This is a genomic window from Hyphomicrobium sp. GJ21 (assembly GCF_001006785.1).
GTDB lineage: Bacteria > Pseudomonadota > Alphaproteobacteria > Rhizobiales > Hyphomicrobiaceae > Hyphomicrobium_B.
On sequence record NZ_CDHO01000003.1, the window covers coordinates 1,853,765 to 1,868,193 of the forward strand.

Genomic DNA, 14,429 nt, shown 5'->3' on the forward strand with positions numbered 1-14,429 from the left:
GGTGTGAGAATGACGAACGTTGTCGTGGTCGGTGCCCAGTGGGGCGACGAGGGCAAAGGCAAGATCGTGGATTGGCTGTCGGAGCGCGCCGATGTCGTCGTGCGCTTTCAAGGCGGCCATAACGCGGGGCACACGCTCGTCATCGACGGCAAGACGTTCAAGCTGTCGCTGCTTCCGTCCGGTGTCGTCAGGTCCGACAAGCTCTCCGTCATCGGCAACGGCGTCGTCGTCGATCCGTGGGCTCTCGTTGCAGAAATCGACAAGCTGAAGAATCAAGGCTTGTCGATCACGCGTGACAATCTCCGCGTTGCCGAGAATGCGACGCTGATTTTGCCCTTGCACCGCGAACTCGATCAGCTTCGCGAGGAAGCCGCAGGCACCGAAAAGATCGGCACCACCGGACGCGGCATCGGCCCTGCGTATGAAGACAAGGTCGGCCGCCGTGCGATCCGCGTGCAGGATCTGGCGTCGCCCGAAACCCTCGGGCCGAAAATCGATCGCGTCCTGGCGCATCACAACGCCTTGCGTCGCGGTCTCGGCCAGCCTGAAGTCGCAAAAGAAAAACTCATCGCGGATTTGACCGGTATCGCACCGCAAGTGCTCCCCTACATGGATGTCTCGTGGGAGCTGCTCGATGTTGCGCGCCGGCAGGGCAAGCGCATCCTGTTCGAAGGTGCGCAAGGCGCGCTGCTCGACATCGATCACGGCACGTACCCCTACGTCACGTCGTCGAACACCGTTGCGGCTCAGGCAGCGACGGGTTCGGGCATCGGTCCGCGTTACGCTGGATATGTGCTGGGAATTGCAAAAGCCTACACAACCCGCGTGGGCTCAGGTCCGTTTCCGACGGAGCTGACGGACGCAGTCGGCGAAAAGATCGGCGAGCGCGGGCACGAGTTTGGCACGGTTACCGGACGCAAGCGCCGCTGCGGCTGGTTTGATAGCGTACTTGTGCGGCAGGTCGCGAAGGTGTCGGGAATCGATGGAATAGCTCTGACGAAGCTCGATGTTCTCGACGGCTTCGATACGATCCGCATCTGCGTCGGCTATACGCTCGACGGCGAACGGCTCAATCGGCTGCCGGCGAGCGCCAGCGCGCAGGCAAGAATTATTCCTGTCTATGAAGATTTCGAGGGCTGGTCCGAGTCGACACAAGGCGCGCGCCGTTGGGCCGATCTTCCGGCTCAAGCCGTCAAATACGTTCGCCGCGTCGAGGAACTTATCGAATGCCCGGTCACGCTTTTATCGACGAGTCCTGAGCGTGCCGACACCATCCTGATGAAAGACCCATTCGAATGAGTGAATATCGTAGTAGTCCGATTGACCAATTGTCATGTTGAATATGGGTCGGCTTAGCTGGCAAGGTGGGCGCGTAAAAGTTTGAGATGGTAGGTGCGTGATGAGAGGGAACATCGCACGTGAACCCGTCGACGCAATACGAACGATTGACGACACTGCGACGCAATCAATCGTTCGATTCCGAAGCCAGTCACGCCTCGTTAACCCTTCAATTCCAATCCGAGCCCATTGTCAGGATTAGGACAAAGGGGCAGCGCACGTTTTATCTGCGCCGCCATCTCCTGAAGGAAGACGAGCATCTCATTGTCTACCAGGTTTTCGTCGACGAGCGGTCGGCCAAAGAAGGCGAAAACGACGTTGCCTTCTGCCGGATGACGAAACCGGAAAACGGCATTGCCACCATCGTGAGAGCCGAGGTCAAAGAGGCGTTTCGCAAGAAAGGCATCGCCACCGCCGTTTATGATTGCATCGCGCGCGATCTGGAGCGTGCAGGCGCGCTTCTATGGCCGGCTGCTCCCACAAAAATGGCTGACGCGGAATTCAAGATGTGGTGGCGGTGCTCGCCCGCTTTGGTGTTCTATTATCCGCATCGCGAACGGCTCGGCTTCGAGCCGCGGCACGAATTCGAGGAATTGCTCAGCGACGGCGACGCGACAAAGTTTTCGCGTCTTGCGCGCTCGAACGCTCCCGAAGCCTCGGGATTCCGGCACAGATTTCTGCGCGTGCGACGCTGGCTGTTCCGCGCCAGCGATTGAAACGGCTGAACCGAGTCCCGATACCGGTCAACGCTTCGTCAATGCAGAAATCAGCGCGCGCAGATTTGGCTCTCGCACTTTCCGGCTCGCGGTCTCCGCGTCGAACCAGACGCGATTGCGCTCCGCCTTTTCCTTCCACTGCTTCTTTTCTTTTTTGACCCAGAGCAGGTAGACGTCGACCTCGATCAGCCGAACGCTTTCCTTTTCGATTTTCCGGTATCGATAATTGCCGACGGGCTTCTTCGCGATCTTGCCGACGACGCCGGCCTCTTGTTTGGCCTCGCGTGCTGCAGCGGCGCTGTCGACCATGCGTTTTGACGGCCATCCTTTGGGGATGACCCATCTTCCTGTGTCCCGGGATGAGACGAGAAGCACTTCAATCGTGTTGCTCGGCGCTTTGCGCAGCGGCAATGCGCCGACCTGTTTCAATAACGGCATGACCCGATGATGGTTTGAATTGGCAACAAAAGAAAGCCTGAGCGGCAGACTTCGTGTGTACGGCGCGCAAGACTCCGAATCTTACGAATTTGACAGCGGCAGATGAGCAACTGCCGCTTGGAAGGAGCACGCCGTATCGGGTAAACCCAAACGGTTCGCTGTAATCCGGGGACCTTGAAATGCAGGCCGCACGTATTCTGACGCTCGCAGCAGTTGCAATGGCGACAGTGGCGCTCGCGGCCGATATCGCGGAAGCCGGCGAGCAAGCCTGCGCTGCGGGCACGCTCGGCATTTCGCGAACGATCGAGGTCGATACGACAGGCGGCCCGTGGTTTGGCACCCCGAAGGGCGATCCAAAATTCCTGCAACCGAAAGAAGTCGTCCTGACGTTCGATGATGGGCCCTCGCCCGCGAACACGCGCAAGATTTTGGCCGCGCTCGCCAAGGAATGCACGACGGCGACATTCTTCGTCGTGGGTGAGATGGTCGCCGTGCACCCGGAGGTGATCAAAGAGATCGCCGAGCAGGGACACACGATCGGAACTCATACCTGGTCGCATCCCAATCTTGCGCGTCGGGATATCGATGACGTCAAGCACGAGGTCGAAGCGACATTCAATGCCGCTCAAAAGGCGAGCCCGGCGCCGATCGCGCCATTCTTCCGGTATCCCTATTTGAGCAGCAGCGACGTTACCGAAGACTATATGAAAAGCCGCAACATCGGGCAGTTCGCGGTCGATATAGATTCGCAGGATTGGCGGGTGCGCAGCGCGAAACCGGTTGTCGCGCGTGTCATGGCCGGACTGAAAGCGCGCGGTCGTGGCATCATTCTGATGCACGATATTCACCGGTCGACGGCGGATGCCGTTCCGCAACTCCTCGCGCAATTGAAGGCTGGCGGCTATCAGGTCGTTCAACTTAAGCCCAAAGAAAAAGTCGATCTGATTGCCGATGTGACGCCGCCCGAAAAGCCCGCCCACACGCAGCGCGCACGCAAGCGCTCGAAAGCGGCTGCTGGGAAAACTCAGCGCAAAATGGCTTTGCGCACGCGCAAGCCAGCCGCGTAACTCGATCGACACCGTTTAGATTTCGAGATCTAGCTCAGGGCGATGGATGAATGGCGCTTTCGCCCGATCCCGGTGTGGGGGAGCCGCTGATCGTCGCCATGTCGGCGCCGGACTGCCCAGCCATCGGCGTCGCATAAAAATACCAGCTCGCCAGAGCAAACGCGACGAGTAAAACCATAAGCAGAACGTTCAGCGTATTGTCGCCCGAATGAACAGCGTCATTCAACGATCCACGTCTTCTTGATCCATGAAAGATGGCCATAGCCGCCTCCTTGTTTGGAGGCTAACGGATCACCCGCCGCACTTGTTCCAGCGTTATCTTCTGCTGAGAATGGTGATCGCAGGATTGGTCTGAGTAATATCGCTGTTGTTGATGTCATACATCGCCGAGAACCTCGCCAGGAATTTTTTGAGCTTTTCCGGGTCCTGCAGATCGGCGATTTTCAGTTTTTTCGTGATCATGTTGGCCTGCACGTCGATATCCGCATTCGACATCGACGTCGGCAATCCGAGCGCCGTTTGAGCCACCTGAAGCAACGCTTTGTCGGCGAGGATCGAATAGGCCGACGTGATCGACGGCGCCAAGCGCTGGAAGTAGAGCGCCAGGCGCGCGCCCTCGTTCTGGTCGCCGGCGTTTTCTTCGAGCGTTTGCCGCGCATAGGCGTCGGTCGTCGCCACCATCTGGCTGCGCGTCTGCACTTGCTGATTAGGCGTCGTGAGATCCTTGCCGTCCGTGCCGAAATTGAACGCAACGGCCATCGAACGATAGGCTGAATTTTCAGGCTTGTTGATGAAGCTCTTCGGGTCCGTCGGATCGCTGGTCAGAATTTTGCGCAGAGTATCGTTCGAAAGCGCCTTGTCCTGCAGATCGAAGGCGGTAAGCGCGAACGTCACGAGGCGCTTGTTCTTCAGAAACTCGTCGACGTTCTTGATGGTACCGATCGTGTTGCCGTAATAAGTGTCTTCATCGGACGTCTGCTTTTTTTCCGCCTTCGCATCGCCCATCTCGCTGTTGTAGAGCTTGATCGTCGAAACGAGACTTGCATTCACCTGCGCCGAGCTCGCGGTCTTGGCCTTTCCGTCAGCATCGAAATTGAACGCGGCCGCCAGTTTGCTGTAGGCGGAGTTGTGAGACATGTTCGCGTAGCTGCTCGGATTGCTGGCGTCGCTTTCCAGAACCTTTTCGATCGTGAGCTTCGACGTTTTGCTCGGATCAATTCCGAACGCGCTCAAGACAAAACCATAAAGCCCGGTGTCTTTGATGAAATCCGAAACACTCGCGATCTTGGCGATGTCCGTCTTGTAGAAATTGATTTGGCTGGATTGATACTTTTCAACCGCGGTCGTGTTGTTCGCCATGAATGACGAAACGGTGCTGTCGATCTGAGATGCGGTCTGCGCCTCGCTTCCGTTGATCGAGCCGTCAGTGTTGAAATTGAACGCGGCCGCAAGTGCACGATAGGCGTCGTTCGTCTGCTGATTTGCGTAGCTGTTGGGGTCTGAGAGATCACTCGTCAGAACATTGCGTAGAATCGCGGGCGATTGCTCCGACGGGTCGAGGCCGAATGCCGTTTCGAGATAGGTGAAGAGGCGCGCATTACCGAGCAGGTCGTCGACGGAACTCACGCTCGCGATCGCGTCCTGATAGTATTGCGATTTGAACGCTGCTGCAGGCGCGCTACCGCCGGTTCCCGATGCATCATAGTACCGGTAGACGGTGAAGCTGACGTCGTCGCTCGACTGCGCCGAGGCGCCGTTGATCGAACCATCGGTGTTGAATGAGAAGGCTTGCGCCAACAGCTTGTAGTTGCCCGGCAGCTGATTTGCGATGCTGTCGGGATCGGAGAGATCGCTCGTCAGAACCTGTTTGATCGCCGAGGCCGACGCGATGCTGGCATCGATGCCGTAAGCCGTCAGAGCGTAGTTCAGCAGGCGCGTGTTGCCGACGAGGTCGTCGACCGATGCGACGTTGCCGATGTTCGCCTGATAGTAGGCGGAATCGTCGGCAGCGGTCGCGCCCTTGTTGACCTGCTGCTGGGTATAGAGATTGATGAGATCGGATTGGTCGTTCGCCTGCTGCGCCGTCACGGGCTGCGTGGCGACTTTCCCATCCGTCGAAAACTGAAACGCCTGCGCGAATTTCAGAAACCGCGGATCGGTCAGTTTTCCGACGAAGCTCTTCTGCAGATTGGTCGAGGTGCTGATATCGCTCGTCAGCACCTTCTTCATGAAAGCCTTGGCATAGGTCATGTCCTCCAGTCCGTAAGCCTTCATGGCGTAGGAGAAGAGGCGATGATTGTTCATGAAATCGTCGACCGATTTCACCTTGCCGATGTTCGCATTGTAGTAGGCGGTCGCGCTCGAAACGTCCGCTTGCCCCGAAACCCGCGCGAGCGAGCGCGACATGTCCGAGGCGTAGCTGGTGTACGTGAGGAATGTTGAGATCATCGCCGGCCTTCGCGTCGCGTCACGCCTGACACGTGGTGAACGAGAGCCTCGAGGCTAGGACGGGCAACTTGCATGAACCTGCCTCGATGGGAGCGATCGGAGATGGCGCGGAATGCGCATGCAATCCGCCCGCGCCGGGACTCCGGAATGGTCCAGTGAATCGTTTACGAAAAGGTTATCAGCGGCCCGTGCGTGGGGTCGGCGTCAGCCCCGCCTAGGCATGCAGCCCATTCGACGGGATGGCGGCGATAAGCCCCCGGAATTCGGCGAGCGCGCCATCCTTTAATTCACGCACGAGCAGGCGCGCCGGATTGACGGGGCCGGGAAATACGATCTGGCCTGCGGGTACAACCTTGAAGCCAAAGCGGCCGTAATACGGATCGTCGCCAACGAGAACGACAAGGGACGTGCCTCCGACGCGCGCCGCCTCGATGGCTTCGTTCATAAGCTTGGTGCCGAGCCCGATGTTGCGATGGTCGGGATCGACGGCGACCGGCCCGAGCAGAGCGGCGCCCGGACGGCCCCCGATCGTGATCTCGGTCATCCGGAGAGACGCGATGAGCTGCCCGCCGAGATGTGCAACTAGGCAATACCGCGAAAGATGACCTTTGCCCTCGCGCACCCGGTAGGCCGATCGCGCAAACCGTCCCGGCCCGAAAACGCGGGCATGCAGCCGCGAGATTTCGGGGACGTCTTTCGGAGCGGCCTTTCGGATAACGAGCGGCGACGACATTGCGTTTGAAGCTTCCGGTGTGAGATTGCGCGCCTTCTAGCATACTTCGAACGGCGCGCGACCCTCGGCAGCTTGGCGAATGCGCGCGGCATCCTGCGACGGCAATCCCGGCGGCAGGGCGTCGAGGCCGAAAAATGACAATCCAGCAGCCGGTGCGGCGTCCTGGCGCCAGTGTCGCACAACGTAAAGACCCGTCATGCCGTGCCGCTCCGCCTGGCTTTCTTCATACATCCAGAAAAGCTCCGGCCGGGATGCGAGGCGAATGCGATAATCGGCCACCAGAAAGCGCTGAAGCGCGTCATCGAGCGCTTCATCTTTGTGAACTTCGCTTCGCGGCAATTGCCAGCCGCGTCCCGTGGCGCTTTGGACGAGCGCAACCCTGTCTTCGCCGTCGATCAGGCATGCTTCGGCCGCCAGCGTGAAGCTCCGCGTCGCCCGCCAGTAAACCCTGAACCCGCTCGTGACGATCCTGCTGACGAAGGCCATCGTTCCCGCCCAGATGCGTCCTCCGCCCGGACGCATTTGCTAATTAGCACAGTGTGCTAGATTGCACCTGCTCCGCCCCGGTTTGAACTCTCCAGAATGACAGAAACGTTTACGCTCGCGCATTTTTCCGACGTGCACATGTCTCCGGTCGTCGGCTTCGGCTGGCGGTATTGGAACGCCAAGCGCGTGCTCGGCTATCTCAATTGGCAGCGCAAACGCCGCCGCGTGCATGTCACGGCCGTCGCGGATCGTTTGATTGCCGACGCGCACTCGCTAAGGCCGGATCATATCGCGATCACGGGGGATCTCGTAAACCTCGGGCTGCCGGCCGAGCATGAAGCGGCGCTCGCGTGGTTGCGCAGCGTCGGCTCGCCTGCGAGCGTGACCGTTGTACCGGGCAATCACGACATCTATTCGAGCATGCACGGGGATCGCGGCGTCGTGCGCTGGGCGGCCTATATGGGCGGCGAAGAAGACACGCTCGCGTTTCCGTTCGTGCGCCGCGTCGGACCGTTGGCGCTCGTCGGCTTGAATTCCGCCGTCGAGACGCCGCCATTCTTCGCGAGCGGCTCTCTCGGATCGCACCAGCTCGAAATCGCGCGCGAGCAACTTTTGCGTCTTGATGAAGATGGTGCGATCCGCGTCGTGCTCATTCATCATCCGCCGCTCGCTGATATGACAACGCCGCGCCGCCGCCTGAACGATGCCGCGCATTTCGTGCATCTTCTCGAACGCACCGGCGCCGAGCTCGTCCTCTACGGACACAACCACACGCCCGCGATCGATTGGTTGCCGTCGCGAAAAAAACCGATCCCGCTGATCGGTGCTGCCTCTGCGTCGGCAGGCACAGTGCACGGAGACGAACCGCTCGCGCGCTATAATCTCTTCACGTTTTTCCGCAGTTCATCGGGCCTTCGCATTCGTCACGTCGTGCGCGGATTCGAAACACCCGACGGCCCCGTCACAAAACTCAGCGAGAAATTTTTGGACGCTTCCGCCTGATTCATACCGGCAGTTTTGTAGCGGCCAATTGACACGCGAACGAGCGCTCCCTCTGACATAATCGTGGTCCGAAAAATGCGAATGCTTTGGCGCCGAGCAGGATGGCGCCTAAATGGAGCGTCGCTGCTCGACAGGTATGCAATTCGCCACGAACTGTTGTGCGAATGCAGCTTGTGTCTTTGAAATTAATGCGTGTGAAAGATCGGGCGTCGTGCCGCAGGTGCGGTGACATCGGACTGCCGCGAGCGCTAGTGATATTCGACGCCGGTGCCGCTTCGCAGTTTTAAGCGGCGCCTGCGGGGAGCAGCACAATTTGCCGAAAACGGCTGACATAAATCTCGCCCTGCAAGGCGGCGGGGCTCATGGTGCCTTCACCTGGGGCGTTCTCGATCGTCTTCTCGAAGACGATACGATGCGCTTCGGCTGGATCAGCGCGACGAGCGCCGGCGCTGTCAACGCTGTCGCGATGGCTGCGGGACTTGCGGAAGGCTCGCGCGATAAAGCGCGCGAGAAAATGTACAAGATCTGGCACGCGATCTATCAGGCGGGCGTGCCCGATCTCACGCGGCTCAATCCGTTTCTCAACGGTCTCGTGCGGCCATCGCAGTTGACCACGCACCTCGCGACGATGCTGTCGCCTTACGAATTCAATCCGCTCGGCTTCGATCCGCTTCGCCGCGTGATTACGGATCACGTCGATTTCGATCTCGTGCGAACCAAATCGCCGGTCGAGCTTCTGATAGCCGCAACACACGTTGCGACCGGCCGCGCACGCCTCTTCCGTCACGACGAAATCAGCATCGAAGCGGTGCTTGCTTCGGCGTGCCTGCCGGTGCTGCATCACGCCGTCGAAATCGAAGGCTCTGCGTATTGGGATGGCGGCTTCTCGGCCAATCCCGATCTCGTGACGCTCGCCAGCGAAAGCCCGGTCAGCGACACGCTGCTGGTGATGGTGGCCCCGCGCGTCAACACCAAGCTGCCGACCACTGCACGCGATATCTCGAACCACGCCAACCGGCTGACGTTCAACGCGCCGCTTCTGCGTGACATCGAAGTCATCACGTCGGTCCGCGAGGCTTGCTCCGGAGCGTTGCTGACGAAAAATCGTCTGTCGCCGATTAGCCGCCACCGCTTCCATCTGATCGATGGCGGCCCGATCACCGGCACGCTCAACCCCGAAACGTCGCTGAAGCCCGATTGGGACATGATCACCTACCTGCACGGCGCAGGCCGCGACCACGCCGACAAATGGCTCGCCGTCGCGCGTTCGGCAGTCGGGCGTCTCGAGACGGTCGACCTCGCGAAGTACTTTTTCCCAGCCGTCGACGAGGGCGTGTTGTTCCGCCCGGCGACCATTTTGAAGCGCCCGTCGGCGAAGCGCGGCGCCGCCGCCAGGCGCGCGAAATAGCTTTTGACCGACTGTCTTCTGTGAACTCGGTCAGTGAGTATCAGCCGACGAGGCGCGCGTAGCCCTCGGCGACGGTCTCATCGAGAAGCCGCTTGTATTCGTCATAAACCCGGTTTTTCGGTGTGATCTCACCGAACGCATCGGCGTCGAAATTCTCGCGGCGCGCGTAGAGGATAGCCGTTGCGACAGGCGTCATTGTTGCGCGTTGCTTGTTGATCGTCGTGATGATGCCGCGCATCTCGCCTGCGCGATCGAGTTGCGACACGACGATCATCCGCATTGCGCCTTTCGTCAGCGACACGAGATGGATGAAGCTCGACGACGCTGGAATATATAGCCGCCCACGATGGGCATAGGGCTCATCCGGCCGGTTGCGCTCCTGAAAAAGAAGGCTCGGCCATTCTGCATCCCAGGTGATGTCGGTGCGATATGAAACGATCGTATCGGGCAGTGAGAACGAGCGGCGCAGCGTCAGATAGCTGCCGACATAATGATCGACGGCGATTTGCGCATAGGCGCCCATGTAGACCGGCGCGACGCCGCCGCTTTGCGCCTTCGCATTCATGCCGCCGTTATCGACCGCAACCGACTCGCCATGCCACGCGTCTCGGAGGCCGTGGAAATCGAGGCCAAGCACCATGCAGACGTCGAACAGAGTCTGATCGCGCACGGAGCGTCCGCCCAAAAGATTTTGGATGGTCTTCTCGTGACAGTCGGAGGCGTCCGCCAGCTCTGCCTGCGTGAGTTTCTTCTCGACCATCGCCGTCTTTATCCGGTCGAGAGCTTCCGAGCGGGTCGTCACCGGACCGGCGGCAGGCTGCTTTTTCATGAAATCACACGGGTGACTGAGGGCGGCGAGTTGCGGGAAAATACCGATTTTTATCCCTCGAAGGCAATCGGAATCCGGCATCAAGTTTCGCCTTCCGCGTGCTGCCGCCGCTTCGGTCCTAACGGGCTGATGTTTCTACGCGGCGAACGGCATCTTCACGTCATCGCCGCCGCCGCTGGGGCGGACGTCGAACGATCAAGGAGATGGGCACCGTGACAGACACATTCACATTGCGATTTGCGGCAGCGATTTCGGCGACAGCTCTCGCGGCGCTTGCGGTTCTTGCCGCTCAGGCCGGGCGCGCCAATGCCCAGGAGTTCGACTGCCGCCGGGCAGGGATGGCGTCCGAGCGCACGATCTGCCGGAGCGACGTTTTGGGCGCGCTGGACGAAAAGATGAGCGGCCTCTACGCCGAGTTGAAGCAATCCTATGGCCGGCGCAGCGAGCGCGACCAGCTGAAGCGCTATCAGCGCCAGTTCCTCGCCGCGCGCAACGACTGCGGCCGCGATACCGAATGCATCAAAGGCGCTTATCTGGATCAGATCGGCGTGCTGCAGGCCCAGATCGAGCGAAACAACCGTCTGAGCGAACGGTGACGGTTGCGGCTCGCTCGGCAGCGCTAGTTCATGACCTCGAGACGGACGTTGGTCAGGCCGACGTCCGTCATCTTGAGGGTTTTGGCGGCGCCTTCCGAAAGGTCGATCACCCGTCCCGGCTTGAACGGGCCCCGGTCGTTGATGCGCACGACGACGCTTTCACCCGTGTCGACACGCGTGACCTTCACCCGCGTTCCGAAGGGCAGCGTGCGATGCGCAGCCGTCATTCCTGAGGGATCGAACCGCTCGCCGGTCGCCGTCTTCACGCCGGCGCTGATGCCGTAGAAGGATGCGAGCCCGGCCGTCGCGTGGTTGGTTTTTTCAAGGGTTGGGCCGCGCAGACCATAGGGATGAGTGACAGCCGAAGGATCGAGCGTCGCCGTAGCCTTCACCTTCGGAACGGCGACCGTCACCGAGACGGTCGGGCTCCATGACGCGATGGCCGGCTTATGGACCGTAATCTTGGCCGCCCACGGGCCCATTTGCAGGGCCTTGCCTGCCGGCTTTGAGAGACCGTCGCTCAGCGACTCTGCCCAAAGCGGGGCCGCCGTCGCGGCAGCCGCCAGATTGATGGCTAGGACAAAGCCAACTCGCCCCAATCGATGCACGCACATTCCCCCCGGAACCACGCCGAATCCCATCGACTATGCTGATTCGCAGGGCGAAAAAACGTCGAAGGCGCCCGGTTCCCCAGACGCCTTCATTAGTCCGGATCTGTCAAAAGGCTCAGCTGCGGCCGAGAATTTCGAGCGAAACCGCTGCCACGCCCTGGCCGGTCATGCTGATCGCCTGAGCGGCTGCGCGCGACAGGTCGATGATGCGGCCGCCGATGAACGGTCCACGATCATTGATCGTGACGACGACCGAGCGGCCATTCGAGCGGTTCGTGACGCGAACGCGCGTGCCGAACGGAAGCGAGCGATGGGCAGCCGTCAGCGCGCTGGGGTTAAAGCGGGCGCCAGAAGCCGTCATCTGGCCCTGCCAGTAGTACGACGCCATTCCGCTGGAAGCGCTGCGACCGGCCGGAGCCGCATGGGCGACGCGATGCTTGCGCACGGGAGCCGACGAATAGTGGCGGCGAGAAACCCGATTGCGCGAGGCATAGCGAGAATGCTTCACGCCGCGGCGCGGAGCATAGGCATGACGCGAATACGAGGATTTATGTGAAACGCGCGATTTGCCGGCGTTATGCGAAACCGACTTGCCGCAAACGTGAGCCGAACCGCGGCAATTCCAGGCGGCAGCATCGGCCGGAGCAGCGCTTGCTGCCATTCCAACAATACCAAAAGCGGCAACAGCGATTAACGAACGCATTAGTGCACTCCTTGTTAAAAGGAGCAGCAGCGTTTCCGGGTCGAATGAGCGATTTCCCCCGTCTGCGGCGCACAAGAGCTGCAGAACAACCGCCACCGTGGCGGCACCGTCGTTGATGTTGGGAGAAGTGACTCTTAAAATGAATTCCCTGCAAGACCCGTAACGCGAACCCCAGAACCCGGTTCGAACTGCTACCCGTGATGACTGGGGAAACCCCCGTCCTGGCGCGCCCAACGAGCATCGGAAGCAGGGTCGGTCAACCCGCTGCTTCTACCACATTTTAACCATAGTATTTAAGGTTTTGAAAAACATGAGTGTTTTGTCATGCAGCTTTGGGTTGCGTGACGTCTGGCCGCAGCGAAATGCCTGCTTACGTGGTTAATGGCGGCCTCGCAAACATTCCCTTTCCCCTCAATCGACTACCGCAATGCAGCGTCGATCATTCGTCAGGGTACGTCGTATTTGACGAAAAATAGCGACACCGGAGTTAAGCTGCGAGCGCCCGATCGGACGAGCATTGCCTCTGCATCTCGAGCGCTTAGAGCCAGCCCTTCTTTCGGAAATAGACAAACGGCACGAGACCCGACACGAACATCAGCGCGAGCGCCAGAGGATAGCCCCAAGTCTCCGCGAGTTCGGGCATGTACTTGAAGTTCATTCCGTAGATCGACGCGACCAGCGTCGGTGGCATCAGCATCACGGCCATCACCGAGAACAGCTTGATGATCTGGTTCTGCTCGGTGGAAATCATGCCGAGCGTCGCATCGAGCAGGAAGCTGGTACGCGATGAGAGAAAGCGCAGACTTTCCATCAACGACGTGATGTCGTGGTTGGCGGACTCGATACGCCCCATGATGCGCTTGTCGTCTTTGCGCTCGCGCACGGCGTTCGCGAAGTAGAGCAGAAGCCGGTGGATCGACATCGCGCTTTCCTGGGCTCTCGCCGTGACGTCGCCTTCCTTGCCGACCGTCTTCAGAAGCACGTCGAGCCGCCGGTCGCGGGAATTGTGGGAGCCGTTCTGTCCGAACACGATCGGCGCCATCCGCTCGACCTGGTCCTGGACGCGCTCGATCAGATCCGCTTCCCGTTCGATGAGCATTTCGATGAGGCCGATCATGATGCCCGGACCGCTCACGCAGGCGGGATCGCCTTTGGCCGCGCGGGCGACATAGAGCGGAAAGGCGCGGGGCTCGGCGTAGCGCACGGTCACAAGACGCGAGCCGGCCAGTATGAACGTAATGACCGCCGTCAGCGGAACGTCCTGCGTGCTGTTGTGCACGATGATGGACGTCATGTAGTAGGCGCCGCTTTCGGTATAGAACCGGTTCGACGCCTCGATCTCGCGCATTTCCGATCGCGTCGGGACTTCGATGCCGAGCGCCTGCTCGATGATCTTGTCCTCATCCTCCGCCGGATTGAGAAGATCGATCCAGACGCCGCCCGTCGACAGGTTCCCGATTTCCGGGCGCGTCACCAGCTTGCCGCCAACTGCGTCGTACACAGTTATCATCGGGATACCTCTGTAAAATCGATCGTTTGCGGCTATCTGAAAGGGATATGGCCGAGCGTTCTGCGCCGCGTCTGACCGGCGAGACCAATTTCATGACGGCTGCGGCAAGGCAAGCCTGCTAAACTGAAATTCGATTGATTTGAGAGCGCGGCACGCCCGCGCGGCAACGGACTGAGGATTGACGATGGCAAAAGAACACGCCGCGTTGCTGGCTCTGCTGACGGCCGGCATCGCTGTCACAATAGTGAAACCTGCGGAAGCCAAAATCACGTGCAGTGAGGGATTCCAGCTCGTCGATGGCGCGATGCTTTCGACGCCCTATTGCCGTGACAATTACGTGGCCGCCGTCGCGCGCAAATACGGGTTCGATGCGCCCGACGCCAAGGTCCGCAACAATCCGAATTTCAAGCGCGAGATCTGCCGCTGGATCGGACACGACATCCGCGTAAAGGATGCGTGCGAAGAGATCGAGCCAAGCGGCCGCGGCCGCTTCTGAAACACGACCTCGAAGCCGAGCCAGAAACACGAAAGGCGTTTGCGGTTC

Annotated in this window: 16 protein-coding genes; 7 read left to right on the top strand and 9 right to left on the bottom strand. The window is 60.0% G+C overall.

Annotated elements, in window-relative coordinates:
- The first annotated feature begins 9 nt into the window (after positions 1 to 9).
- Positions 10 to 1,299, top strand: coding sequence for an adenylosuccinate synthase (locus HYPGJ_RS17195; protein WP_046848178.1), 1,290 nt, complete (start codon positions 10 to 12; stop codon positions 1,297 to 1,299).
- Between the two features lie 119 nt (positions 1,300 to 1,418).
- Positions 1,419 to 2,054 carry a GNAT family N-acetyltransferase gene (locus HYPGJ_RS17200; protein WP_046848179.1) on the top strand — a complete coding sequence of 212 codons (636 nt, stop codon included), beginning with the start codon at positions 1,419 to 1,421 and terminating at the stop codon, positions 2,052 to 2,054.
- A 27-nt stretch (positions 2,055 to 2,081) separates the two neighbouring features.
- Here the strand turns inward: HYPGJ_RS17200 and HYPGJ_RS17205 are convergent, their stop codons facing one another.
- Positions 2,082 to 2,492, bottom strand: a complete 411-nt coding sequence (locus HYPGJ_RS17205; RefSeq protein ID WP_046848180.1) for an NUDIX hydrolase — start codon at positions 2,490 to 2,492, stop codon at positions 2,082 to 2,084.
- 179 nt (positions 2,493 to 2,671) lie between these two features.
- Here HYPGJ_RS17205 and HYPGJ_RS17210 point away from each other — a divergent pair, with 179 nt between their 5' ends.
- Positions 2,672 to 3,559, top strand: coding sequence for a polysaccharide deacetylase family protein (locus HYPGJ_RS17210; RefSeq protein ID WP_046848181.1), 888 nt, complete (start codon positions 2,672 to 2,674; stop codon positions 3,557 to 3,559).
- Positions 3,560 to 3,593: 34 nt separating this feature from the next.
- On the opposite strand, the gene HYPGJ_RS17215 is transcribed toward HYPGJ_RS17210, so the two are convergent.
- The 4 genes from HYPGJ_RS17215 to HYPGJ_RS17230 form a co-directional block, all read right to left on the bottom strand.
- Positions 3,594 to 3,785: a histone deacetylase gene (locus HYPGJ_RS17215; RefSeq protein WP_244466225.1), complete on the bottom strand. Its 192-nt coding sequence runs from the start codon at positions 3,783 to 3,785 to the stop codon at positions 3,594 to 3,596.
- An 89-nt stretch (positions 3,786 to 3,874) separates the two neighbouring features.
- Positions 3,875 to 6,007 (bottom strand): DUF1217 domain-containing protein, encoded by a 2,133-nt coding sequence (locus HYPGJ_RS17220; RefSeq protein ID WP_046848183.1) that lies wholly within the window; start codon positions 6,005 to 6,007, stop codon positions 3,875 to 3,877.
- A 214-nt stretch (positions 6,008 to 6,221) separates the two neighbouring features.
- Positions 6,222 to 6,740: an N-acetyltransferase gene (locus tag HYPGJ_RS17225; RefSeq protein ID WP_046848184.1), complete on the bottom strand. Its 519-nt coding sequence runs from the start codon at positions 6,738 to 6,740 to the stop codon at positions 6,222 to 6,224.
- A 36-nt stretch (positions 6,741 to 6,776) separates the two neighbouring features.
- Positions 6,777 to 7,226 carry an NUDIX hydrolase gene (locus tag HYPGJ_RS17230; RefSeq protein ID WP_046848517.1) on the bottom strand — a complete coding sequence of 150 codons (450 nt, stop codon included), beginning with the start codon at positions 7,224 to 7,226 and terminating at the stop codon, positions 6,777 to 6,779.
- A 96-nt stretch (positions 7,227 to 7,322) separates the two neighbouring features.
- Between HYPGJ_RS17230 and HYPGJ_RS17235 the strand changes: the two genes are divergently transcribed.
- Positions 7,323 to 8,228 (top strand): metallophosphoesterase, encoded by a 906-nt coding sequence (locus HYPGJ_RS17235; RefSeq protein WP_046848185.1) that lies wholly within the window; start codon positions 7,323 to 7,325, stop codon positions 8,226 to 8,228.
- Between the two features lie 313 nt (positions 8,229 to 8,541).
- Positions 8,542 to 9,636, top strand: coding sequence for a patatin-like phospholipase family protein (locus HYPGJ_RS17240; protein ID WP_046848186.1), 1,095 nt, complete (start codon positions 8,542 to 8,544; stop codon positions 9,634 to 9,636).
- 40 nt (positions 9,637 to 9,676) lie between these two features.
- Here HYPGJ_RS17240 and HYPGJ_RS17245 read toward each other — a convergent pair whose 3' ends face one another.
- The gene (locus tag HYPGJ_RS17245; RefSeq protein ID WP_046848187.1) at positions 9,677 to 10,465 is read right to left on the bottom strand and encodes a helix-turn-helix transcriptional regulator; all 789 of its coding nucleotides are present in this window, start codon (positions 10,463 to 10,465) and stop codon (positions 9,677 to 9,679) included.
- 203 nt (positions 10,466 to 10,668) lie between these two features.
- On the opposite strand from HYPGJ_RS17245, the gene HYPGJ_RS17250 reads away from it, so the two are divergent.
- The gene (locus HYPGJ_RS17250; RefSeq protein ID WP_244466227.1) at positions 10,669 to 11,061 is read left to right on the top strand and encodes a hypothetical protein; all 393 of its coding nucleotides are present in this window, start codon (positions 10,669 to 10,671) and stop codon (positions 11,059 to 11,061) included.
- 23 nt (positions 11,062 to 11,084) lie between these two features.
- Here HYPGJ_RS17250 and HYPGJ_RS17255 read toward each other — a convergent pair whose 3' ends face one another.
- From HYPGJ_RS17255 to HYPGJ_RS17265, 3 genes are all read right to left on the bottom strand, one after another.
- Positions 11,085 to 11,675 (bottom strand): septal ring lytic transglycosylase RlpA family protein, encoded by a 591-nt coding sequence (locus HYPGJ_RS17255; protein ID WP_244466260.1) that lies wholly within the window; start codon positions 11,673 to 11,675, stop codon positions 11,085 to 11,087.
- Positions 11,676 to 11,787: 112 nt separating this feature from the next.
- Positions 11,788 to 12,375: a septal ring lytic transglycosylase RlpA family protein gene (locus HYPGJ_RS17260; protein ID WP_046848188.1), complete on the bottom strand. Its 588-nt coding sequence runs from the start codon at positions 12,373 to 12,375 to the stop codon at positions 11,788 to 11,790.
- Positions 12,376 to 12,913: 538 nt separating this feature from the next.
- Positions 12,914 to 13,885 carry a magnesium transporter CorA family protein gene (locus tag HYPGJ_RS17265; RefSeq protein ID WP_046848189.1) on the bottom strand — a complete coding sequence of 324 codons (972 nt, stop codon included), beginning with the start codon at positions 13,883 to 13,885 and terminating at the stop codon, positions 12,914 to 12,916.
- A 184-nt stretch (positions 13,886 to 14,069) separates the two neighbouring features.
- Between HYPGJ_RS17265 and HYPGJ_RS17270 the strand changes: the two genes are divergently transcribed.
- The gene (locus tag HYPGJ_RS17270) at positions 14,070 to 14,381 is read left to right on the top strand and encodes a hypothetical protein (RefSeq protein ID WP_046848190.1); all 312 of its coding nucleotides are present in this window, start codon (positions 14,070 to 14,072) and stop codon (positions 14,379 to 14,381) included.
- Positions 14,382 to 14,429 lie beyond the last annotated feature (48 nt).

What these genes read in the sequence shown, in the direction of transcription:
- HYPGJ_RS17195 (WP_046848178.1), top strand. Translation starts at nt 10, where the DNA reads ATGACGAACGTTGTCGTGGTCGGTGCCCAGTGGGGCGACGAGGGCAAA.
- HYPGJ_RS17205 (WP_046848180.1), bottom strand. Translation starts at nt 2,492, where the DNA reads ATGCCGTTATTGAAACAGGTCGGCGCATTGCCGCTGCGCAAAGCGCCG.
- HYPGJ_RS17210 (WP_046848181.1), top strand. Translation starts at nt 2,672, where the DNA reads ATGCAGGCCGCACGTATTCTGACGCTCGCAGCAGTTGCAATGGCGACA.
- HYPGJ_RS17220 (WP_046848183.1), bottom strand. Translation starts at nt 6,007, where the DNA reads ATGATCTCAACATTCCTCACGTACACCAGCTACGCCTCGGACATGTCG.
- HYPGJ_RS17225 (WP_046848184.1), bottom strand. Translation starts at nt 6,740, where the DNA reads ATGTCGTCGCCGCTCGTTATCCGAAAGGCCGCTCCGAAAGACGTCCCC.
- HYPGJ_RS17230 (WP_046848517.1), bottom strand. Translation starts at nt 7,226, where the DNA reads ATGGCCTTCGTCAGCAGGATCGTCACGAGCGGGTTCAGGGTTTACTGG.
- HYPGJ_RS17235 (WP_046848185.1), top strand. Translation starts at nt 7,323, where the DNA reads ATGACAGAAACGTTTACGCTCGCGCATTTTTCCGACGTGCACATGTCT.
- HYPGJ_RS17245 (WP_046848187.1), bottom strand. Translation starts at nt 10,465, where the DNA reads ATGAAAAAGCAGCCTGCCGCCGGTCCGGTGACGACCCGCTCGGAAGCT.
- HYPGJ_RS17250 (WP_244466227.1), top strand. Translation starts at nt 10,669, where the DNA reads ATGGGCACCGTGACAGACACATTCACATTGCGATTTGCGGCAGCGATT.
- HYPGJ_RS17255 (WP_244466260.1), bottom strand. Translation starts at nt 11,675, where the DNA reads ATGTGCGTGCATCGATTGGGGCGAGTTGGCTTTGTCCTAGCCATCAAT.
- HYPGJ_RS17260 (WP_046848188.1), bottom strand. Translation starts at nt 12,375, where the DNA reads ATGCGTTCGTTAATCGCTGTTGCCGCTTTTGGTATTGTTGGAATGGCA.
- HYPGJ_RS17265 (WP_046848189.1), bottom strand. Translation starts at nt 13,885, where the DNA reads ATGATAACTGTGTACGACGCAGTTGGCGGCAAGCTGGTGACGCGCCCG.
- HYPGJ_RS17270 (WP_046848190.1), top strand. Translation starts at nt 14,070, where the DNA reads ATGGCAAAAGAACACGCCGCGTTGCTGGCTCTGCTGACGGCCGGCATC.